The organism is Actinomadura rayongensis, from assembly GCF_009831215.1.
Classification (GTDB): domain Bacteria; phylum Actinomycetota; class Actinomycetes; order Streptosporangiales; family Streptosporangiaceae; genus Spirillospora; species Spirillospora rayongensis.
Genome location: NZ_WUTW01000007.1, coordinates 18,789 through 38,772 on the forward strand (window position 1 = coordinate 18,789; position 19,984 = coordinate 38,772).

A 19,984-nucleotide genomic window follows, 5' to 3' on the forward strand; every position below is an offset into this window, starting at 1 on the left:
GAACGATGACCACCCAGGGCGACGCCGCCCCTCCCCTCATCGGCGGCGATGTGGATCCCGCCGACTCCGCCCGGCTGCTGCGGCTGGTCGGGCTCTTCCTCGCGCCCGGCGAGGGCGTGCTCGGCCTGGCCGCCGTCTCCCGCTCGCCCGGCGGGGTGACGCATGTCGCGGTCACCGGGCGGCGGCTCCTCGGCTTCGTCGCCGCCGACATCGCGAAAGTCGGGCCCGCCGTCCGGGTCGCGCTCGCCGACATCGCCTCGGTGGACGCGTTCGCCGCCGCTGCGGGACGGCGGTCCCTGATCGTCGACGTCGGCGGGGCCCGGACGGGCTACGGCGATCTCGCCGAGCGGGACGCCGACATGATCGTCGGGCTCGTGCGCGAGCACCTGGCTCCCCCACCGGTCGCCGCGCCCGCGTTCCCCCCGCCCGCCCCCGCCGCACCCGTTCCCACCGCGCCTGCGCCTGCTGCGCCCGTCCCTGCACCCGTCCCCACTGCGCCTGCTGCGCCCGTCCCTGCCGCGCCTGTGCCTGCCGCACCCGCGCCCGCCGTGCCCTTCCCCGCCACGCCCGTGACGCCCGCGTCCGCCATGCCCGGCTCGGCTGCGCCCGTCCCTCCCGGGCCCGTCCCGACACCGGCCGCGCCCACGTCGAGCCCGGCCGCGCCGGACATGTTCGCGCCCGCCGCGCCGCCGCCCGCCGCTCCGCCGGCCTCCGGTTCCGCGCCGCCCGCCGCTTTTGCGCCCGCGCCGGTCGCGCCTCATCCCGCTGCGCCCGTGCAGGCGCCTGTGAGCTGGCGTTATGTGAGTCCGCCCGGGTGGCCCGTCCCGCCGCCGGGGTGGACGCCGCCGCCGGGGTGGCGTGCCGATCCGTCCTGGCCCGCGCCGCCGCCGGACTGGCAGTTCTGGGTGCAGGACGGTCCGGCGCCGTCCGTCCAGGCCGCCCCGGCGCCGGAGCCGGTGCCTCCGGCGTCGCCGTTCGGCGGGGAGCGGCGGCCGATGTTCGGCGGGCGGAAGCAGCGGATCGAGGAGCTGGAGGCGGAGAACGCGCGGCTGCGCGCCGAGGCGGAACGACTCGGCCTGCTGGAGCCCATGCGGCTCGCCGCCGAGATCGAGACGCTCCGGACGCGGCTGGCCGAGACCCGCGTCGAGCTGGAGCGGGAGACCGCGCGGCTGGAGGAGGCGCGCACCGCGATCGTCGAGACGCGGGACGTCGCGCTGCTGCAGGAGGTCGGCGTCTACGAGTACCTGCATCCGCTCGCGGACGTCGTCGCCTACAAGGCCAAGCTCGCCGCCGTGAAGGACGAGATCAGCTCCCTCGCCCGCGCGGGCCGCGCGGTCGTCGGCGCGACGAACTGGTCGGTGAACGGGTCACAGGCGCAGGGCCGTGCGATGGTCCGCGACTTCTCGAAGCTGATGCTGCGCGCCTACAACGCCGAGGCGGACAACCTCGTGCGGACGATGCGGCCGTACAAATTGCAGTCGGCGTTGGACCGGCTGGACAAGACCGCGCAGACCATCGAACGGCTCGGCAAGACGATGGACATCCGCGTCAGCGCGCAGTACCGGAACGTCCGGCGCCGCGAGCTGCGGCTGACGGCCGACCACCTCGCCAAGGCCGAGGAGGAGAAGGAGCGGATCCGCGCCGAGCGCGAGCGGCAGCGCGAGGAGGACAAGGCGCGCCGCGAGTTCGAGCGGGAGAAGGCGCGGCTGCTGAAGGAGCGGGCGCACGTCGAGGCCGCGATCGCCCGGCTGGAGGAGCGCGGCGACACCGTCGGCGCGGACGAGCTGCGGGCCAAGCGCGACGACGTGGACGCGGCCCTGACGAGCGTCGCGGGCCGGGAGGCCAACACGCGGACGGGCCACGTCTACGTGATCTCGAACCTCGGCGCGTTCGGGGAGCGCATGGTCAAGATCGGGATGACGCGGCGGCTCGATCCGATGGAACGGGTCCGCGAGCTGGGCGACGCGTCGGTGCCGTTCCACTTCGACGTCCACGCGCTGATCTTCAGCGCGGACGCGGTGGAGCTGGAGAACCGGCTGCACCAGGAGTTCGCCGAGCGGCGAGTGAACCGGGTCAACAACCGGCGCGAGTTCTTCTACGCGACTCCGGGCGAGGTCCGCGACGTCCTGGCGCGCATCGCCGGGAACCATCTCGTGGCGTACAAGGACGTCCCCGAGGCGGAGGAGTATCGGCGGAGCAGCAGCTAAGGCGCGGTGCGGGGAGCCATCCCCCCGGTGGTCCCCGCACCGCACGACGCCTCTGGGGCGCATCTGTTCCAACGGGCGGGGGCGGGCGGTTGTTCCCCGGGGGACGGGAGGTTTTCCACAGGCGCGGGCGGGGGCGGCGGTGACCGGGGCGGATGGGCGAGAATCGGGCCATGCGTTTCGGGGTTCTCGGGTCCGTGGAGGTGGACGACGGCGGGCGGGCCGTCGCCGTCGGCGGTCCCATGGTCAGGGCGCTCGTGGCGCGGCTGGCGCTGGACGCCGGGCGGCTCGTCCCGGTGGACCGGCTGATCGACGGGCTGTACGGGGACGATCCGCCGGTCGGAGCGGCCAACGCGCTGCAGTCGCAGGTGTCGCGGCTGCGGCGCGGCCTCGGGGACGCGGGCCTCGTGGCGGGCGGCGCGGAGGGGTACCGGCTCGTCGCCGACCCCGACGACGTGGACGCGCTGCGGTTCGAGCGGCTCGCCCGCGACGGCGGACGGGCGCTGGAGCGGGGCGCGTTCCCGCAGGCGGCGGCCCTGCTGGCGGAGGCGGCCGGGCTGTGGCGGGGCCCGGCGCTGGCGGGCGTCGCGGCGCCGTTCGCGGCCGGGCAGGCGGCGCGGCTGGAGGAGGCGCGGCTGGGCGCCCTGGAGGACCTGGCGGCGGCGCGGCTCGCGCTCGGCGCCGCGGCCGAGGCGATCGACGACCTGCGCGGGCTGCTCGCCGGGCATCCGCTGCGCGAACGCGCGGTCGGCCTGCTGATGCGCGCGCTCGCGGCGGCGGGCCGGCAGGCCGAGGCGCTCGCCGCGTTCGAGGACGTCCGGACGCGGCTCGCCGACGAGCTGGGCGCCGACCCGTCGCCCGCGCTGGCCGAGGTCCACGTCGACCTGCTGCGCGGCGGGGCGCCGGAGCGAAGACCGGCGGGGCCGCCGCTGCCCGCGCAGCTCACCAGCTTCGTCGGGCGCGACGACGAGCTGGCCCGGGTCGGCCGGACGCTCGCGGCCGGGCGGCTCGTCACGCTGCTCGGCCCGGGCGGCGCGGGCAAGACGCGGCTGGCGATCGAGGCGGCGGGCCGCGAGCGGGGCGAGACCTGCTTCGTGGACCTGGCGCCGCTCGGCGACGGCGCGGAGGTGCCGAAGGCGGTGCTGGGTGCGCTCGGGCTGCGGGAGAGCGCGATCCTGCCCGGCGGCGGGGGCGGCGCGCCCGGCGTGGACCGGCTCGTCGCGGCGCTGACCGGACGGCCGCTGCTGCTCGTCCTCGACAACTGCGAGCACGTGGTCGAGGCGGCGGCGGACCTGGCGCGGCGGCTGCTGACGTCCTGCCCGCTGCTGCGCGTCCTCGCGACGAGCCGGGAGCCGCTCGGGATCACCGGGGAGACGCTGCGTCCGCTCCCCCCGCTGGGGCTGCCGCCCGAGGGCGCGGACGCCGGCGCCGCCGCCGCGTACCCGGCCGTCCGGCTGTTCGCGGACCGCGCGGCGGCCGTCCGGCCCGGGTTCGCCGTGGACGAGGGCACGGTGGACGCGGTGGTGCGGATCTGCTCCGCGCTGGACGGCCTGCCGCTGGCGATCGAGCTGGCCGCCGCACGCCTGCGCTCGCTGCCGGTGGAGGAGGTCGCGGCGCGGCTGGGCGACCGGTTCCGGCTGCTGTCGCGGGGCGACCGGACGGCCGTCGCGCGGCACCGGACGCTGCGGTCGGTCGTGGAGTGGAGTTGGGACCTGCTGGGCCCGGACGAGCGGGCGGCGGCGCGGCGCCTGACGGTGTTCACCGGCGGGTTCACGCTCGCGATGGCGGAGGAGGTGTGCGGCCTGCCCGGCACGGAGGAACTGGTGCTGGAGCTGGCCGACAAGTCGCTCGTCCAGACCGACGGAGCACGGTTCCGGATGCTCGACACGATCCGGGTCTTCTGCGCCGAGCGGCTGGACGAGGCGGGCGAGCGGGCGGAGCTGGAGCGCGCGCACGCCGCCCACTTCCTCGCCCTGGCGCAGCGGGCGGACGGCCGGCTGCGCGGCGCGGACCAGCTCGTCTGGCTGGACCGGCTGGTCGCCGAGCACGGCGACCTGCACGCCGCGCTGCGGCGCTCGCTCGGCGATCCGCCGGTCGCGCTGCGGCTCGTCGCGGCGCTGTCCTGGTACTGGTGGCTGCGCGGACGGATCGAGGGCGCGGCGCTGGCGGCCGGGCTGATGGACGTCCTCGGCGACGACGTGCCCGACGGGCTGGAGGAGGAGTACGTGATGTGCGCCGCCAACGCCGTGTCGGGCGGGGCGGCGGGCGAGCGGGCGGTGGCCTGGCTGGACCGGGCGGACGCGGTGCTGGCGGGCATCGACCGTCCGTCGCGGCACCCGGCGGCGATGGTGCTGTGGGCGCTGACGGCCGGGCCGGACCGGACGGACAAGGAGGCGTTCGCCCGGCAGATCCGCGCCGACGACGACTGGTCGCAAGCCGTCCTGGTGATGAGCGAGGGCTTCCTCGCCCAGTTCCGGGGCGACGTCGAGGCGGGCACGCGCTGCTGCGAGGCGGCGCTCGCGACGTTCCGGCGCGTCGGGGACCGGTGGGGCATCGCCAACACGCTGGACACGCTGGCGTCGTTCACCGAGGCGCGGGGCGACCGGGACCGGGCGCTCGCGCTGCTGGCCGAGGCGCTGGACCTGGCCGAACAGCTCGGCGCCCTGGAGGACTCGGCCGACCTGCTGTGCCGCCGGGCGGGCCTGCTGCACCGCGCGGGCAACTCCGACGCCGCCGCTGCGGACTACCGCCGCGCGGCCCTGCTCGCCCGCCGGGCGGGCGCGCCGGACAAGGTGTCCGCCGCCTACCACGGCCTCGGCCTGCTGGCCCGGGCGCGCGGCGACGTCGCCGAGGCGCGCCGCTGGTACGAGGAGGCGCAACCGGGCCTGCGGACGTCCGAGCGCTACCTCGCCGAGGCCACGAAGATGGAGGGACTGGTCGGCCTGGGCTGGGTGACCCTCGCCGAGGGCGACGAACCGCACGCGGCCGAACTCTTCCGGACGGCCCTCTCCCTGGCGACCGACCACCCGATCTTCGCGGCCCGCGCCCACGCCGTCGCGGGCCTAGCGGGCGCGGCCCTCGCCACCGGCGACGCCGCCCGCGCCGCCCACCTCCTCGGCGCGGCCACGGCCCTCGCGGGCTCCCCCGTGGACGACGTCCCCGAGGCGGCCCGCCTCGCAGCCGACGCCACGGCCGAACTAGGCCCGGAAACCTACGCGAAAGAACACGCCCAAGGCGCCGCCCTCACCCCCGAGGAGGTGATGCACACCGCCCTCACCTGACGGCATCGGCGACACCGCCCACCTGCCGGGCGCGGCGTCACCCTCCCCTGGGCGGCGTCCGCGCAGCGGCCCCGCCCGGCAGCCGACGCCCCGGCGAGACTCGGCGGGCGGCGCGCGGGAACACGCGTGCGGCAGTGGGCTTGGCCGGGAGGACGTGATGTGCGCTGGTCTTGCGTGACGGGTCGCGCACCGGTGGGGGGTGGGTTGTCAGTGGACGGTGCGTGGGCGGTCAGGGGCGGGATCGAGAGTCCTCGGCATGGCAACGATCTCTTCTGCTCGCAAGTGGGGCACCTTCGCGCTGTGCGCGGTGGTGGCGCTCGTCCCCAACGTCGATCTCACCGCGCTCAACCAGGCGATTCCGCGGATCAGCGCCGATCTCGGGCCGTCCGCCACGCAGATCCTGTGGATTTCGGACGCGTACGGGTTCGCGCTGGCGGCCCTGCTCGTCACGATGGGCGGGATCGGGGACCGGATCGGGCACCGGCGGCTGCTGCTGGCCGGGACGGCGCTCTTTGCGGCGGCGTCGGCCGTCACGGCGTACGCCGGGTCGGCGGAGCTGCTGATCGGGGCGCGGGCGCTGCTCGGGGTGGCGGGGGCGACGCTGATGCCGTCCGCGCTGTCGCTCATCCGGGCCGTGTTCACCGACCCCAAGCAGCGGACCGCGGCCGTCGGCGGGTTCATGGCGGTCGGCGGGCTCGCGGTCGGGCTCGGGCCGGTGCTCGCCGGGGCGCTGCTCGGGCACTTCTGGTGGGGGTCGGTGTTCCTGATCAACGTGCCGGTGATGGTGTTCGTGCTGGTGGTGGGGCTGGCGGTTCTGCCGAAGGCGCCCGCGACCGTCACCGGACGGCTCGACCTCGCGAGCGTCCCGCTGTCGGCGGCGGGCGTGCTCGGGCTCGTCTACGCGATCAAGGAGGCGGCGGCGCACGGCGGCGAGCCGCGCGTGTACGTCGCGGCGGTGGTCGGCGTCGCCGGGATCGCGGCGTTCCTGTGGCGGCAGACGCGGCTGGACGAGCCGCTGATCGACGTCTCGCTGTTCCGCGACCGCGCGTTCACCGGCTCGGTCAGCGCCAACCTGTTCGCGATGTTCGCGCTCGTCGCCCAGTCGCTGATCTTCTCGCTGTACTTCCAGCTCGTCCTCGGCTGGTCGCCGCTGCGGGCGGGCCTCGCCGGGCTGCCCGGCGCGCTCGGCGCGATGGCGGGCGGCGCGGCGCTGGCGCCCCCGCTGATCGCCGCCGCCGGACGGGCGCGGACGGTCGCGCTCGGCATGGTCATCGCCGCCGTCGCGTTCGCGTCGTTCCAGGTCGTCGGGACGGGCACCGCGTACTGGATCATCGCGATCCCGACCGTCCTGTCGGGCGTCGGCATGGGGCTGGCGCTGACCGTCACCGGCGACACGGTGCTCGCGTCGGTGCCGAAGCGGCGGACGGGCGCGGCGTCGGCGATCTCCGAGACCGCGACCGAACTCGGCGGCGCGCTCGGGCTGGCCGTCCTCGGCAGCGTGCTGAACCTCGTCTACCGGAACGCGCTGGACCTTCCGGCGGGCGTCCCGCACGGCGCCGCCGCGCACGCCCGCGACTCGCTCCCGGGCGCGTTCGAGGCCGCGTCCGCCCTCCCGGCGCGCACGGGCGCCGAGGTCGTCGACGCCGCGCGGACCGCGTTCGTGGACGGCATGCACGGCGCGCTCCTGCTCAGCGCGGGCTTCGCGGTACTGGTCGCCGGGGTCGCCCTGATCACGCTCCGCTCCGTCCCCAAGGTGATCCCGGACGCATCGGAAGAACCCGTCCCCGTGGCCTGACCCACCGCAAACAGCCTCCGCCCCAACCCCCGCACCGACCGTGGGACTCCGCGACCAAGTCGCGGAGTCCCACGGTCCTTCCGCTTTCCCCGTCCCGGGACCCACGCTCACGCACCGCAAGCTGGTCCACAGGGCGCCGGACAGGACGCCCACGACGAAGCGTGCTCCGGCATTGCGGCCGGCGGCCAGGTCGTTGGGGGTGTCGCCGGTGACGAGGACGCGGTCGACGGACGTCACGCCGGTCAGTTCCATCGCGCGGAACACCAGGTAGGGCGCGGGACGGCCGGTGGGGACCTCGTCGCTCGTGACCAGAGCGTCCACGGTGGCTCCTACCGTCCAGTTCAGTGCGGCGAGGATGGATTCGGCGATGTCGCGGGCGTAGCCGGTTTGGAGGACGACCTTCACTCCGGCGGCGCGCAGCGCGGTGAGGGCTTCCGGGACGCCGGGGAGCGGGGTCGGCGGGACGGCCGCGTAGGCCTTGTTCAGGCGTCCGGCGAAGTCGGCGTAGATCGCGTCCACGGCGGCGGGCGGTGCGGTGCCGGGCCGGGCCCGGCGCGGACCTACCGCCCGCCGACGCCTGCCTCGAACTGTCCGGCGCGGCCGGCGCGGCGCGGCGCGCTCCGGCCCGCACCGCGACCGGCGGGACGATCATGCTCGCCGGGACGGTGTCGCCGGGTGTCGCGCTGGACTGGGCGGCGCAGGACGTGGTGCGCGGGCTGCTCACCGTCCGGGGCGTCCACAACTACACCCCCGCCGACCTGGCCGAAGCCGTCGCGTGGACCGGGTCGGCCGCCGCGCGCCCGCCCGTCGCGGACGTCCTCGGGCCCGTGTTCCCGCCGGCCGAGGTGGACGCCGCCCTGGCCGGGGCCGCGCGGACGACCGCGCTTCGCGGCGGCGTCCGACCCTTGGAAAAGTGATATCACTTTGCTAACGTGGTGATGGCACACCGAGGAGGGGTCATGGACACGCGGATCGAGATGCCGGAACCGAAGATCCAGGAACGGCGCGCGCGGAACGCCAACGGTTGGGCGGCGCTGTGGGCGGGCCTGCTGGCCGTCCTCGGCGGGATCGCGCTCGCGGTCGGGCTGACGGCGGCGGGCGGGGCGCTCATCGTCGTCGGGCTGGTCGCGGGAACGCTGCTGATCCTCGCGGGGCTGGTCGCGCTGGCCGGGCTGACGCCCGTCGCGCCGGGCGAGGCGCGCGTCGTCCTGCTGCTCGGCCGCTACACCGGGACGGTCCGCGACAGCGGCCTGCGCTGGGTCAACCCGATCGCCACGCGCCAGCGCGTCTCCACCCGCATCCGCAACCACGAGACCGGGCTCGCCAAGGTCAACGACCTGGACGGCAACCCCATCCAGATCTCCGCCGTCGTCGTCTGGCAGGTCGAGGACACCGCCCGCGCCGTCTTCGAGGTGGACGACTTCGTGGAGTTCGTGGCGTTCCAGACCGAGGCCGCCGTCCGGCACATCGCGGGCAGCTTCCCCTACGACGCCGCCGACCGCACGTCGCTGCGCGAGAACGCCGACGAGATCACCGCGCGGCTCTCCGCCGAGCTGGCGCTGCGAGTGGCATCGGCGGGCGTGCGGATCGTGGAGTCGCGGATCACCCGGCTGGCCTACGCGCCGGAGATCGCGCAGGCGATGCTGCGCCGCCAGCAGGCGGGCGCGGTGGTCGCGGCGCGGCAGCGGATCGTGGAGGGCGCGGTCGGGATGGTGCAGCTCGCGCTCGAACGGCTGGACTCCGAGCAGGTCGTGGAGCTGGACGAGGAGCGCCGCGCGACGATGGTCAGCAACCTGCTCGTGGTGCTGTGCGCCGACCGGGACGCCCAGCCGGTCGTCAACACCGGCTCGCTCTACCAGTGACCCGTGGCGACCGAACGCAAGAAGATCCTGCTGCGTCTCGATCCGGCGGTGCACGACGCGCTCGCGCGGTGGGCGGGCGACGAGCTGCGCAGCACCAACGCCCAGATCGAGTTCCTGCTGCGGCGCGCGCTCGCCGACGCCGGGCGGATGCCCGGGTCGGCGGGCCGGATCCGGGGCCCGGGGCGTCCGCGCAAGGATGAGACCGACGACGACGGGGAGGAGATCTGACATGGTGGAGACGCCGGACGGCCTTCCGTCCCGCATGTACCTGCTGGCCTACGACCTGCGCAAGCAGCGGCTCGTGCACGGCGGCAGGCTCGGCTACGTCCTGCGCGCCGCCGCGCTGACCGAGCTGTTCCTCGACGGCCGGATCGGGGAGGAGAAGGGCCGGCCCGTGCCGGGGACGCCCGGCGACGACCCGTACGGCGTCCTCGCGCAGCTCGCCGCGTCGCGGCCCCGGACGTGGCAGCACTGGGTGCGCAAGGACGGCCGCGCGATGATCCGGACCGTCCGGGACGAGCTGGAGCGCGACGGCTGGATCCGGACGACGCCGTACCGGGTGCTCGGCGTCTTCCCGCGCACGCGGGTGACCGTCCGCGACCCGCGCGTGGTGAAGACGCTGTGGGGCGGGGCGTCGGCGGCGCTGCGGGGCCGTCCGGCGGCGCACGTGAACAGCTACGACGCGGCGGCGGTGGCGCTGGCGGCGGCCGGCGAGCTGAACACGGTGCTCCCCCGGCGCGACCGGCGGCGGCACCGGCGGCGCATCGCGGAACTGACGGCGCGGTCGGGCCCGGCGGCGCCGGCCGTCAAGAAGGTGATCGCGCAGCAGCGCGCGGCGGCCTGACGCAAGAGCGCGGCCCGACAAGACCGGCGGGCCGCGCTTTGTCCCGGGCGCGCGCCGCGCCCGCCGCGCCCGTCCGCCTACGCTGCGGGAATGACCGCCGAGCGCCTGATCTATCCGCTGATGAAGCACGTCGTCCTCGGGCCCGCGCTGCGGGTCGCGTTCCGGCCGGACGTCCGCGGCGGCGAGCACGTGCCGCGCACCGGCCCGGTGATCCTCGCGGCGAACCATCTGGCGTTCTGCGACTCGTTCGTGCTGCCGCTCGTGGTGCGCCGCCAGGTGTTCTTCCTCGGCAAGCACGAGTACTTCACGCGTCCGGGCCCGGCGGGACGGGCGATGGCCGCGTTCTTCCGGGGCGTCGGCGCGATCGCGGTGGACCGGTCGGGCGGCGCGGCGGCGCAGGCCGCGCTGGACGCGGGCGCCGGGGTGCTGGACGCGGGCGGCGTGTTCGCGCTGCATCCCGAGGGCACCCGCTCCCCCGACGGACGGCTGTACCGGGGCCACACGGGCGTGGCGCGGCTGGCGCTGCGGACGGGCGCGCCGGTCGTCCCGGTGGCGCTGGCGGGGACCGACCGGGTGCAGCCGCCGGGCCGGGCGATCCCGCGTCCGGGCCGGGTCGGCGTCCGGATCGGCGCGCCGCTGGACTTCGCCGGACGCGCCGACGCCCGGGAGGTCACCGACGAGATCATGCGGGCGATCCGGGAGCTGTCGGGCCAGGAGTACGTCGACTCCTACGCCCCCCGGGTAATCCGCTCGCGCGGGGACGGCCCGTCCCGCTAGCGTGCGCGGTCATGGACGGCGGCACGCTCAACGTGATCGACATCGAGGCCACCTGCTGGAACGGCCCGGTGCCGAAGGGCATGCACAACGAGGTCATCGAGATCGGGCTGTGCACGATCGACCTGGACCGGCGGGAGCGGACGGGACGGCACCGGATCCTCGTCCGTCCCGAACGCTCGCGGGTGAGCGCGTTCTGCACCGGCCTGACCGGACTCACCGCCGAGGAGGTCGCGACCGGGCTCGCGTTCGCCGACGCGTGCGCGCTGCTGGAGCGCGAGCACGCGGCCGGGACGCGGGTCTGGGCGAGCTGGGGCGACTACGACCGCAAGCAGTTCGAGCGGCAGTGCGCCCAGACGGGCGTCCGGTACCCGTTCGGGAGGCGGCACGTGAACGCCAAGGCCGTCCACGCCGAGAGCCACGGCCTGTCCCGCCGGATGGGCATGGCGGCGGCGCTGGAGCACGGCGGCCTCCCGCTGGAGGGACGCCACCACAGCGGCGTGGACGACGCCTGGAACATCGCGGCGCTGATCCTGCGACTGGTGGACCGGGGCGACTGGCCCGCCTGATCAGGCGGCGCGGCGGCCGAGCGTGGACGCCGCCAGCAGCAGCGCGGCGACCTCGAACGCCGCCGCGCACCCGAAGATCGCGGCGGTGCCGCCGCCCCCGCCCTGGACGGTCACCATGACGGCCGAGCCGACCGCGCCGCCCGACCAGAGCATGGCCTGCGCGACGCCGGACGCCGCGCCCGCGTCCTCGGGCGCCGCCGTGCCGAGGACGGTGGCGTTCAGCGGCATGATCGACAGTCCGCCGCCGACGCCCATCAGGACGAACGGGCCGAGCATCCACGCCGCGTATCCGCCGTCGCCGGGCAGCGCGGTCAGCCACGCCAGCCCCGTCGCGAGGAGCAGCGCGCCGGTCGTGACGATCGTCCGGGCGCCGAGCCTCGGCAGCAGCCGCGGCACGATCCGGACGGTGGTGAACTGGAGCCCGGCGATGGGCAGGAACGCCGCGCCGGTCTGGAGCGGTCCGTACCCGAACTGGCCCTGGAGGAGCTGGGTCAGGTAGAAGTAGCCGCCGAACATCCCGCTCACCAGGAAGAACATCGTCAGGTACGCGCCCGTCCGCACCCTGTGCGCGAACAGCCGCAGCGGGACGATCGGCTGCGGCGCGCCCCGTTCGAGCAGCGCGAACGCGCCGAGCGCGAGCACGGCGACCGCACCGGCCGCGAGCGCGCGCGGGTCGTCCCAGCCGTCGGTGCCCGCGCGGATGAACAGGGAGACGAGCGCGGTCATCCCGACGGTGGAGGCCAGCGCGCCGGGCAGGTCGAACCGGCCGGGCCGGCGGGGCGTCTCGACGAGCACGCGCGGCGCGAGCAGGACGAGCGCGACCCCGACCGGCACGTTGACGAAGAACACCCAGCGCCAGGACGCGACCTCGGTCAGCACGCCGCCGAGGATCATGCCGAGGGCGCCGCCCGCGCCGACGACGGCCGAGAAGACGCTGAGCGCGCGGACCCGCGCGGGGCCGCTGAACAGCGCGGCGATGAGGGCGAGGGCGCTCGGCGCGCCGAACGCGGCGGCGAGCCCCTGCGCCGCGCGGGCCGCGATCAGCGCCGGACCGTCCGGCGCGAGCCCGCCGAGCAGGGACGCGAGCGTGAACACCGCGACGCCGCCGAGGAAGACGCGGCGGCGGCCGAAGATGTCGCCCGCGCGCCCGCCGAGGAGCAGCAGCCCGCCGAAGGCGATCATGTAGGCGTTGAGCACCCAGGCCAGGCCGCCGGTGGACAGCCCGGCGGCGCGGCCGATGTCGGGGAGGGCGATGGTGACGATCGACGTGTCGATGCCGATCATGAGCTGGCAGCCGACGATCGCCGCCAGCGCCAGTCCGGGATGATGGAGGGACGTGCCGGACGGGGCCTGGGCAGGAGCCCGTCCGGTCGGGACAGTCGACAACGGACCTCCGCGTGAATTAAGGAACGGGATCGTTCACTATGAGGGCAACGTACCATCGGTGCGGAAAAAAGGGAACGTCACCGTTCACTAGCGGAAGGGCACGGGGATGACCGGCGCCACCCGGCGGCGCGGCGCCGACCTGGAGGCGGCCATCTTCGCCGCCGCGCTCGGCCAGCTCGGCGAGGTCGGCTACCGGCGGATGACGATGGAGGGCGTCGCGTTCGAGGCCGGGACCGGCAAGGCCGCCCTGTACCGGCGCTGGAAGTCCAAGGACGAGCTGCTGCGCGACGCCCTGCTGAGCGAGCTGCCGCCGCCGATCGAGCCGCCCGCCACCGGGAGCGTCCGCGAGGACGTCCGGCGGCTGCTGCGGGACTTCCGCGACACGATCGGGAGCTGCCACGGCGCGCCCGTCCGCGCGCTGCAGGCCGACGACGAGGGCGCGGTGCTCGTCCGGGAGCTGACGCGGAACCGGACCGTCCGGCCCGTCCGGCACCACATCCACGACGCGCTGAAGGCGGGCGTCGAGCGCGGCGAGGTCCGGCCCGCCGCGGCGACCCAGGAGGTCGCGAACCTCGGCCCCGCGCTGATCCTCTACCGGTTCGTGACCGAGGGCGACTTCATGCCGGACGAGACGATCGACTACATCGTGGACGAGATCGTCCTGCGGGCCGTCACCCCGCCACCGTGACCGCGTCGCCGCTCGCGTCCAGGCGCAGCACCGGGTACGGCGTGCCGATGCCCTCGTCGCGGAACCGGCGGTGCAGCCGCTTGACGAACTCGTGCTTGACGCGGAACTGGTCGCCGAACTCGTCGGTGCGCAGGATGACCGTGAACTTGATGGCGGAGTCGCCGAAGGTGTGGAAGCGAACGAGCACCTCCGCGTCCTTCACCCCGCCCTCGACCTCGGCCATCACCGCCGCGCCGACCTCGGTGACGATCTCCTCCACGCGCTCCAGGTCGCTGTCGTAGGGCACCTGCGCCTGGATCAGCAGCGCCATGTCCTGCGCGGGACGGTGGAAGTTGGTGAGGATCGTGTCGGAGAACCGCTGGTTCGGGATCACCTCGACGTTGTCGCTCAGCGTCCGGATCGTCGTGTTGCGCCAGTTGATGTCCACGACGTAGCCCTCCTGGCCGGTGGCCAGGCGGATGTAGTCGCCGGGCTCGATCGTCTTGGACGCGAGCACGTGGACGCCGGCGAACAGGTTGGCGAGCGTGTCCTGCAGCGCGAGCGCGACGGCCAGGCCGCCGACGCCGAGGGCGCCGAGCAGCGGCGTGATCGACACGCCGAGGCTCTGCAGCATGATGAGGACGCCGATGCCGGTGACCAGCACCCGCGTGATGTTCGCGAAGATCGTCACGTTGGCGGCGGGGCCCTGCCGGGCGTGGGCGACCGACGCGAACGTCCCCGCGATCAGCCGGGCCAGCGCCAGCGACACGACCAGCACGGTCGCCGCCGTGAGGATCTTGTTGGTGATGTCGAGCGCCCGCGCGGACGGTTCGAGGATCTCCGCCGCGATCCGCACGCCGCCGAGCACGGCCAGCGGCAGCGCGAGGTCGCGCAGGAGGCGGGCCAGCAGGTCGTCCCAGGCCCATCGCGTGTCGCCCGCGCGGCGGGTGAGGCGCCCGGCCAGCACGCGCAGCAGGACCGCGAGGGGCAGGGCCGCCAGCACGACCGCCGCCGCGACGACCACTCGGCTCCAGTCCACGGGCATGGGGAGAACACCGTCCTAGCGTGCCGATTTCGTCCGTCTTCGTCTTGATCGTAGTGAAGCCGGGCGGTACCGCGTCCGCCATCGTCGCCTGACCGCGGGGCGAGAGCGCTCCCGCCGCACGCGGGCGATTACGATCGATGGAATGGCAGGGGTGGGAGTGATGCGCCGACTGGGGGTCTCGGCGCTCGGACTGCGCAACGGCCCCCATCGCGTGACGGTGAACCGCGATCTGCGCGTGCCGTCCCATGACGGGGTCGTGCTGCTCGCCGACCACTACGCGCCGGTGGACGTGGAGCGTCCGCCGACCGTCCTCGTCCGCTCGCCGTACGGGCGGCGCGGGCCGTTCGGGCTGATGTGCGGGCAGACGTTCGCGTCCCACGGCTTCCAGGCGGTCGTGCAGAGCGTGCGCGGCGGGTTCGGCTCCGGCGGCGAGTTCGAGGCGCTGGACGAGCGCGAGGACGGCCTCGCCACGATCGCGTGGCTGAAGCGGCAGCCGTGGTTCGGCGGGACGTTCGCGATGCACGGACCGAGCTATCTCGGCTACGTCCAGTGGGCGGTCGCCGCCGACGCCGGGCCGGAGCTTCAGGCGCTGTCGATGCAGGTCACGGCGTCGCAGTTCCGCGAGGCGATCAACGTCGGCGGGACGTTCGCGCTGGAGTCCACGCTGATCTGGGTGGACCTGACGGCCCGGATGCGGACGCCGCTGTCCGGCCTCACGACCGGGTTCTTCTCGCCGCGCCGGGCGCGGAAGGCGGCGCTGTCGGGCCGTCCGATCGGCGAGCTGGACGCGCTGACGACCGGCACGTCGCAGAAGTTCTTCCAGGACCTCCTCAGCAACGGCCCCGACACCCCGTTCTGGGACAAGCGCGACTTCTCGCCGACCGTCGCGGAGGTCACGGCCCCGGTGAACATGACCGGCGGCTGGTACGACATCTTCCTGCCCTGGCAGCTCAAGGACTACGCGGCGCTACGCGCGGCGGGTCGCGAGCCGTACCTGACGATCGGGCCGTGGTTCCACGCCGACCAGCGGATGATGCGGGCGTCGATCGACGAGGCGCTGACCTGGTTCCGGGCGCATCTGCTGGACGACCCGTCCGGGCTGCGCGACGAGCCCGTCCGGCTTTTCGTGACGGGCGCGGACGAGTGGCGCGGCTACCCGTCCTGGCCCGTCCCGGGGATGCGCGCGGAGACCTGGTACCTCCAGGCCGACGGCGGCCTCGGCACCGACGCGCCGCCGCCGTCCGAGCCGGACCGGTACCGCTACGACCCGGCGCACCCGACGCCGTTCCTCGGCGGCCCGACGCTGCTCGGCGACAGCCGTCCGGTCACCGACCAGCGCAAGCTGGAGAGCCGCCGGGACGTGCTGACGTTCACCGCCGCCGAGCTGGACGAGGACGCCGAGTTCATCGGGCCCGTCCTCGCCGACCTGTTCCTGCGGTCCAGCCTGGAGCACACCGACCTCGTGGCGCGCCTGTGCGACGTCGCGCCCGACGGCACGTCGCTCAACCTGTGCGAGGGGATGCGGCGGCTGCTGCCCGGCGCGCCCGAGCCGGACGGCGACGGCGTGCGGCGCGTCCGGGTGGAGCTGTGGCCGGTCGGGCACCGGTTCCGCGCGGGCCACCGGATCCGGCTCCAGGTGTGCAGCGGCGCGTACCCGCGCGTCGCGCGCAATCCGGGCACGGGCGAGCCGGTCGGCACGGCGGATCGCTGGCTGACCGCCGATCAGGAGATCTTCCACGACCCGTCGCGCGCGTCGGCGGTGCTGCTGCCGCGCGTGCGTCCCGTGTCGTAGCCGGTCAGGCCAGGGCGCGGAGCGCGGCGAGCGCGCGGTCGGCGTGGACGTTCATCCGGACCTCGCTCTTGACGATCTCCACGACGCGCCGGTCGGTGTCGATGACGAACGTCTGCCGCTTGGTCGGGGCGAGCGCGATGCCGCGCTTGACGCCGAACCGGGCGCGGACCTCGCCGGACGGGTCCGACAGCAGCGGATAGCCGAGCCGGTGCTTGTCGTCGAACTCCTTCTGCCGGCTCACCTCGTCGGCGCTGATCCCGACCGGGTGCGCGCCGAGTTCGGCCAGCTCGGCGACAACGTCGCGGAACCGGCAGGCCTCGGCGGTGCAGCCGGGCGTCATCGCGGCCGGATAGAAGAACAGCACCACCGGGCCGTCCTCGAGCAGGCCGGACAGGGTTCGCGGCGCGCCGTCCTGGTCGGGGAGCGCGAAATCCTCGACGATGTCGCCGATCTTCATGGTGCCGACGGTACCCCATCGTCGTCGGTCGGCACCGGGACGGTCAGCAGCGCCTCGACGTCGCGGGCCGTCCACGTCCCGGCCGCGCCCGGCCGGGTGGCGAGGTAGGCGCCCGCGCGCGCCGCGTCCCAGTCGTGCGCCTCGCGCAGGCCGTGGCCGAGCATCGCCAGGTACGCGCCGGTGGGCGTCCTGACCTCGACGTCGTCCAGCGGGTGCGGCGCGGTGAACGTCAGCACCGGGTCGCCCTCGTGCTCGCCGACGAGCAGGACCGTCTCGTAGTGGCCGGGGCCGAGCGTCTGGCGGCCGGTGGCGAGCACCTCGGTGAGGTCCAGGTCGGCGCCCGCCGGGCGGTGCATCTCCTGCGCGACGACGTCGCTGAACTGCCCGGCCGTGAGCAGGTAGGCGCGGGCGGCGGCGCGTCCGGGCAGCTCGGGGTCGTAGAACGCGATCCCGCCGCCCCAGGTCGGCGAGGTGTGCGCGAAGTAGATCCCGCCGGGCAGCGTGAGGGCGCGGTCGGCGGCGGCCGGGCGCGGGTCGCGGCACCCGGAGTAGGTGACCGCGCCGCCGGGCGGGCGGCCCCCGGCGATGTAGCAGCCGAAGCGGCGGCGGTAGAGGTTGCTTCCGTAGGCGGCGTACCAGAGCTTCATGAGCGTGAAGGGTCGGCGACGCGGGCGAGGAACAGCGGCTCGCCGGTCGCCTGGTCGCGGACGAGCAGGACGTAGGGCCGGTCGAAGGTTACCCGGAGCGCCGGGACGGGCGCGGCGGCGGTGGCACCGATCCCGGCGCCGGTCGCGGCGGCGGCCTCGGTGCCCTTCTCGTCCACCCGCATCGTCGCGGCGTGCCGGACGAACGTGATGCCCTCCGCGCGCGGCGACAAACCGGTGAAGTCGGCCCGCGGCCCGAACGCCTCGCCCATTCCGGCGGCGCGCAGCAGCGGGACGGCGTCGATCCGGTCCTTCAGGTCGGTCTTCGGCAGGCCGAGGTCGACGCGGCGCGGGGCGAGCGCGGCGGTGACGCGGTCGAGGCGGGCGGCGTCCAGGGCGGGGCAGCCGCCGGAGCGGTCGTCGGGCAGCAGCGCGGTCATGCTGAGCCGTCCGCCCCGGTAGGGCAGGTCGACGGCCGTCCAGCCCGCCGTCCGTGCGGCGGCGAGGTCGCGGTGCGCGCTCATCATCCGGACCTGCGCGGTGCCGCCGGCGGCGGTCGTGAACGGTTCCCCGCTCGTCTCTGACGCCTTGAACCGATCGGCCCAGTCCGCTTTCAGGTAGACGGCGTCGGTGAGGACCCAGCCGGTGTCGCGGGCGACCGTCCCGGGGCCGAGCAGGTCCTTGATGCGCCCGGACGTGGCCTTCGCGACGGCGTCGTTGATCGCTGCGCGGGCGCCGTCGGGGTCGCCCTGGACGTCCAGGGTCTTCAGCGCGGCGTCGTAGGCGGTCGCGACCCGGTCCAGGTAGCCCGGGGACGGCGGCAGCCGCCGGTCGGCCCAGACCTGGTCGGTGACGCGGAGCGCGACGCCGCTGCGGTTCAGGCCGCGCAGGGCGCGGGTGCGGGCGGCCAGGCCCGGCACGGGGTCGCCGGGCGGCAGCCGCAGCGCCCGCGCCATCGCGGTCGCGGTCGCGACGCGCGCGCCGAGCGCCGCCATGCCGAGGCCCGCCGCGAGGCTGCTCGGCGACAGGACGAGGTTCGCGTGCGGATCCGTGCGGCACCAGGCCGCCAGCAGGCCGAGGCCGAACGCCGCGTCCGCCCGCGCGTACGGCTTCGGATCGGCTGCCGGTACCGCCAGAACCCGACCCTTCCGGACGCGTGGCTCCTGCCCCTGCGCGACGCCGCACGCGGCGAGCGGGAGCAGCGCCGCGCAGACGGCGGCGAGGGTCGTGCGCGCTCTTCCCATGCGCGTCGGACGGCCCGCGCCGCGTCCCGGTTCCGGAATTTCCTCGGCCCGGATGTTTCAAGGAGCGCATGGGCGGTTAAAACGGTGGTCGAGCAGGTGTCTAAGACGCAGATACCTCCAGGTTCCGCCCTGTGCTGAATTCCCGGAGGTCTCCCATGCGTCGTCACACCGTTGCGCTCGTCACCCTCGCCGACCTCGCCGGCGTCACCACGCCCGCCGTCCGCGTCCGGGAACTCGCCCGCGCCCTCGCCCGTCCCGCCGCCGAGGGCGGCCCCGGGCACCGCGTCACCGTCTACACCCGCCGCCAGGACCCGGCCGCCCGCGCCCGCTCCCGGCTGACGTCCGGCGCCGCGCTGCGGCTGCTGGACGCGGGCCCCGCCGAACCGCTGGACGAGGCCGGCGAGCTGGACCACGTCGGCGACCTCGCCGACGCCCTGCGCCGCGCCTGGACCGGCGCCGCGCGGCCCGACGTCGTCCACGCCCACGGCTGGATCGCGGGCATGGCGGCCTGCGCCGTGGCCCGCGAGCTGGAGATCCCGTTCGTCCTCAGCTACCACGGGCTGGCCGCCGGGGAGCGGCGCGCCGGACGTCCGGTGCACCCGGCGCGGATGCGGATGGAGGCCACGCTCGGCAAGAGCGCCGCGCTGGTCCTCGCCGCGCACGAGGCCGAGGCCGAGGCGCTGGCGCGGATGGGCGTCCCCCGGCCGGTGCTGCGCGTCCTGCCGCTCGGCGTGGACGACGAGCGCTTCACCCCCGAGGGTCCCGCCGCCCCCCGCCGGTCCCGGCCGCGTCTGCTGGCGCTCCCCCGCAGCCTGGACGACGGCGGCGCCGAGGACGCGATCCGCGCGCTCGTCCACGTGCCGGACGCCGAGCTGGTCATCGCGGGCGGGCCGGAGGCGGAGGAGCTCGGCACCGACCCGGCCGTCCACCACCTGACCCTGCTGGCCAAGGAGCTGCACGTCGCCGACCGCGTCGAGTTCGCCGGCGCCGTCGCGCCCCGCGCGCTGCCCAAGCTGCTGCGCTCGGCGCGGCTGCTGCTCAACCTCTCGCCGAAGCTGCCCGTCCCGGAGACGGCGGTGGCGGCGATGGCGTGCGGCGTGCCGGTCGTGACGACGCCCGCCGGGGCGAACGCCGACAGCGTCCTGTCCGGGATCACCGGGCTGCACGTCCCGGCGGGCCGCCCGGCGGCGGTCGGCCGGACGCTGCGGCGGCTGCTGGCCGACGAGACGACCCTGCACGGCTGGTCGATCGCCGCCGTGGACCGGGCGCGCTCGCGCTACGGCTGGGGCCGGATCGGCGCCGAGGCCGCCCGCGCCTACGACCGCGTCCTGCCCGCGCCGGAGCCCGAGCCCGAGGCCGAGGTCGAGCCGGCGGAGGCGCTCGCGAGCTGATCACCGACTCGCCGGGGCGAGGTCGCGCG

At 75.5% G+C, this 19,984-nt stretch carries 17 protein-coding genes and 1 pseudogene; 12 read left to right on the plus strand and 6 right to left on the minus strand.

What is annotated here, in order from left to right; genetic code table 11:
* Window positions 1-5 precede the first annotated feature (5 nt).
* The 3 genes from GQ466_RS25220 (at window position 6) to GQ466_RS25230 (ending at window position 7,280) form a co-directional block, all read left to right on the plus strand.
* The gene (locus tag GQ466_RS25220) at window positions 6-2,207 is read left to right on the plus strand and encodes an SNIPE associated domain-containing protein (protein WP_237418369.1); all 2,202 of its coding nucleotides are present in this window, start codon (window positions 6-8) and stop codon (window positions 2,205-2,207) included.
* Window positions 2,208-2,377: 170 nt separating this feature from the next.
* A complete protein-coding gene (locus GQ466_RS25225; RefSeq protein WP_202421115.1) occupies window positions 2,378-5,485 on the plus strand; it encodes an AfsR/SARP family transcriptional regulator in 3,108 nt (1,035 codons plus the stop codon).
* 256 nt (window positions 5,486-5,741) lie between these two features.
* Complete coding sequence (locus GQ466_RS25230) at window positions 5,742-7,280, plus strand: MFS transporter (protein ID WP_161105531.1); 1,539 nt, start codon at window positions 5,742-5,744, stop codon at window positions 7,278-7,280.
* 147 nt (window positions 7,281-7,427) lie between these two features.
* On the opposite strand, the pseudogene GQ466_RS33200 reads toward GQ466_RS25230, so the two are convergent.
* Window positions 7,428-7,799 (minus strand): annotated as a pseudogene (locus tag GQ466_RS33200) (HAD family hydrolase); the annotation flags it as partial.
* A gap of 11 nt (window positions 7,800-7,810) precedes the next feature.
* On the opposite strand from GQ466_RS33200, the gene GQ466_RS25240 reads away from it, so the two are divergent.
* The 6 genes from GQ466_RS25240 to GQ466_RS25265 all read left to right on the plus strand — a co-directional run bounded on the left by GQ466_RS25240 (window position 7,811) and on the right by GQ466_RS25265 (window position 11,329).
* Entirely contained in the window at window positions 7,811-8,197 is a 387-nt protein-coding gene (locus GQ466_RS25240) for an MDR/zinc-dependent alcohol dehydrogenase-like family protein (protein ID WP_161105532.1), read from the plus strand.
* A gap of 42 nt (window positions 8,198-8,239) precedes the next feature.
* Window positions 8,240-9,142: an SPFH domain-containing protein gene (locus tag GQ466_RS25245; protein ID WP_161105533.1), complete on the plus strand. Its 903-nt coding sequence runs from the start codon at window positions 8,240-8,242 to the stop codon at window positions 9,140-9,142.
* Between the two features lie 3 nt (window positions 9,143-9,145).
* On the plus strand, window positions 9,146-9,370 hold the full coding sequence (locus tag GQ466_RS25250; RefSeq protein WP_161105534.1) for a hypothetical protein: 225 nt from the start codon (window positions 9,146-9,148) through the stop codon (window positions 9,368-9,370).
* A gap of 1 nt (window position 9,371) precedes the next feature.
* Window positions 9,372-9,986, plus strand: a complete 615-nt coding sequence (locus GQ466_RS25255; protein ID WP_161105535.1) for a GOLPH3/VPS74 family protein — start codon at window positions 9,372-9,374, stop codon at window positions 9,984-9,986.
* A 90-nt stretch (window positions 9,987-10,076) separates the two neighbouring features.
* Window positions 10,077-10,763, plus strand: coding sequence for a lysophospholipid acyltransferase family protein (locus GQ466_RS25260; protein WP_202421116.1), 687 nt, complete (start codon window positions 10,077-10,079; stop codon window positions 10,761-10,763).
* A gap of 11 nt (window positions 10,764-10,774) precedes the next feature.
* Complete coding sequence (locus GQ466_RS25265; RefSeq protein ID WP_161105536.1) at window positions 10,775-11,329, plus strand: 3'-5' exonuclease; 555 nt, start codon at window positions 10,775-10,777, stop codon at window positions 11,327-11,329.
* Here the strand turns inward: GQ466_RS25265 and GQ466_RS25270 are convergent, their stop codons facing one another.
* Window positions 11,330-12,715 carry an MFS transporter gene (locus GQ466_RS25270; protein ID WP_237418370.1) on the minus strand — a complete coding sequence of 462 codons (1,386 nt, stop codon included), beginning with the start codon at window positions 12,713-12,715 and terminating at the stop codon, window positions 11,330-11,332.
* Window positions 12,716-12,821: 106 nt separating this feature from the next.
* Between GQ466_RS25270 and GQ466_RS25275 the strand changes: the two genes are divergently transcribed.
* Window positions 12,822-13,403, plus strand: coding sequence for a TetR/AcrR family transcriptional regulator (locus tag GQ466_RS25275; protein ID WP_161105537.1), 582 nt, complete (start codon window positions 12,822-12,824; stop codon window positions 13,401-13,403).
* On the opposite strand, the gene GQ466_RS25280 is transcribed toward GQ466_RS25275, so the two are convergent.
* Window positions 13,387-14,427 carry a mechanosensitive ion channel family protein gene (locus GQ466_RS25280; protein WP_202421117.1) on the minus strand — a complete coding sequence of 347 codons (1,041 nt, stop codon included), beginning with the start codon at window positions 14,425-14,427 and terminating at the stop codon, window positions 13,387-13,389. The genes GQ466_RS25275 and GQ466_RS25280 overlap by 17 nt on opposite strands.
* A gap of 142 nt (window positions 14,428-14,569) precedes the next feature.
* On the opposite strand from GQ466_RS25280, the gene GQ466_RS25285 reads away from it, so the two are divergent.
* Window positions 14,570-16,219 carry a CocE/NonD family hydrolase gene (locus GQ466_RS25285; protein ID WP_161105538.1) on the plus strand — a complete coding sequence of 550 codons (1,650 nt, stop codon included), beginning with the start codon at window positions 14,570-14,572 and terminating at the stop codon, window positions 16,217-16,219.
* 4 nt (window positions 16,220-16,223) lie between these two features.
* On the opposite strand, the gene GQ466_RS25290 is transcribed toward GQ466_RS25285, so the two are convergent.
* Genes GQ466_RS25290 through GQ466_RS25300 form a run of 3 tightly spaced genes read right to left on the minus strand, consistent with a single transcriptional unit; the run spans window position 16,224 to window position 18,564 of the window.
* Window positions 16,224-16,676 carry a peroxiredoxin gene (locus tag GQ466_RS25290; RefSeq protein WP_161105539.1) on the minus strand — a complete coding sequence of 151 codons (453 nt, stop codon included), beginning with the start codon at window positions 16,674-16,676 and terminating at the stop codon, window positions 16,224-16,226.
* Window positions 16,673-17,323 carry a histone deacetylase gene (locus tag GQ466_RS25295; RefSeq protein ID WP_161105540.1) on the minus strand — a complete coding sequence of 217 codons (651 nt, stop codon included), beginning with the start codon at window positions 17,321-17,323 and terminating at the stop codon, window positions 16,673-16,675. Before GQ466_RS25295 ends, GQ466_RS25290 begins: the two co-directional genes overlap by 4 nt.
* On the minus strand, window positions 17,320-18,564 hold the full coding sequence (locus GQ466_RS25300; protein ID WP_161105541.1) for a serpin family protein: 1,245 nt from the start codon (window positions 18,562-18,564) through the stop codon (window positions 17,320-17,322). Before GQ466_RS25300 ends, GQ466_RS25295 begins: the two co-directional genes overlap by 4 nt.
* A 155-nt stretch (window positions 18,565-18,719) precedes the next feature.
* Between GQ466_RS25300 and GQ466_RS25305 the strand changes: the two genes are divergently transcribed.
* Window positions 18,720-19,955 (plus strand): glycosyltransferase, encoded by a 1,236-nt coding sequence (locus tag GQ466_RS25305; protein WP_161105542.1) that lies wholly within the window; start codon window positions 18,720-18,722, stop codon window positions 19,953-19,955.
* Window positions 19,956-19,984 lie beyond the last annotated feature (29 nt).

Excerpts from the sequence above, each read along its gene's own strand:
- GQ466_RS25305 (WP_161105542.1), top strand. The coding sequence starts at position 18,720 with ATGCGTCGTCACACCGTTGCGCTCGTCACCCTCGCCGACCTCGCCGGC.
- GQ466_RS25300 (WP_161105541.1), bottom strand. The coding sequence starts at position 18,564 with ATGGGAAGAGCGCGCACGACCCTCGCCGCCGTCTGCGCGGCGCTGCTC.
- GQ466_RS25295 (WP_161105540.1), bottom strand. The coding sequence starts at position 17,323 with ATGAAGCTCTGGTACGCCGCCTACGGAAGCAACCTCTACCGCCGCCGC.
- GQ466_RS25280 (WP_202421117.1), bottom strand. The coding sequence starts at position 14,427 with ATGCCCGTGGACTGGAGCCGAGTGGTCGTCGCGGCGGCGGTCGTGCTG.
- GQ466_RS25245 (WP_161105533.1), top strand. The coding sequence starts at position 8,240 with ATGGACACGCGGATCGAGATGCCGGAACCGAAGATCCAGGAACGGCGC.
- GQ466_RS25230 (WP_161105531.1), top strand. The coding sequence starts at position 5,742 with ATGGCAACGATCTCTTCTGCTCGCAAGTGGGGCACCTTCGCGCTGTGC.
- GQ466_RS25265 (WP_161105536.1), top strand. The coding sequence starts at position 10,775 with ATGGACGGCGGCACGCTCAACGTGATCGACATCGAGGCCACCTGCTGG.
- GQ466_RS25225 (WP_202421115.1), top strand. The coding sequence starts at position 2,378 with ATGCGTTTCGGGGTTCTCGGGTCCGTGGAGGTGGACGACGGCGGGCGG.
- GQ466_RS25255 (WP_161105535.1), top strand. The coding sequence starts at position 9,372 with ATGGTGGAGACGCCGGACGGCCTTCCGTCCCGCATGTACCTGCTGGCC.
- GQ466_RS25285 (WP_161105538.1), top strand. The coding sequence starts at position 14,570 with ATGGCAGGGGTGGGAGTGATGCGCCGACTGGGGGTCTCGGCGCTCGGA.
- GQ466_RS25290 (WP_161105539.1), bottom strand. The coding sequence starts at position 16,676 with ATGAAGATCGGCGACATCGTCGAGGATTTCGCGCTCCCCGACCAGGAC.
- GQ466_RS25275 (WP_161105537.1), top strand. The coding sequence starts at position 12,822 with ATGACCGGCGCCACCCGGCGGCGCGGCGCCGACCTGGAGGCGGCCATC.
- GQ466_RS25220 (WP_237418369.1), top strand. The coding sequence starts at position 6 with ATGACCACCCAGGGCGACGCCGCCCCTCCCCTCATCGGCGGCGATGTG.
- GQ466_RS25260 (WP_202421116.1), top strand. The coding sequence starts at position 10,077 with ATGACCGCCGAGCGCCTGATCTATCCGCTGATGAAGCACGTCGTCCTC.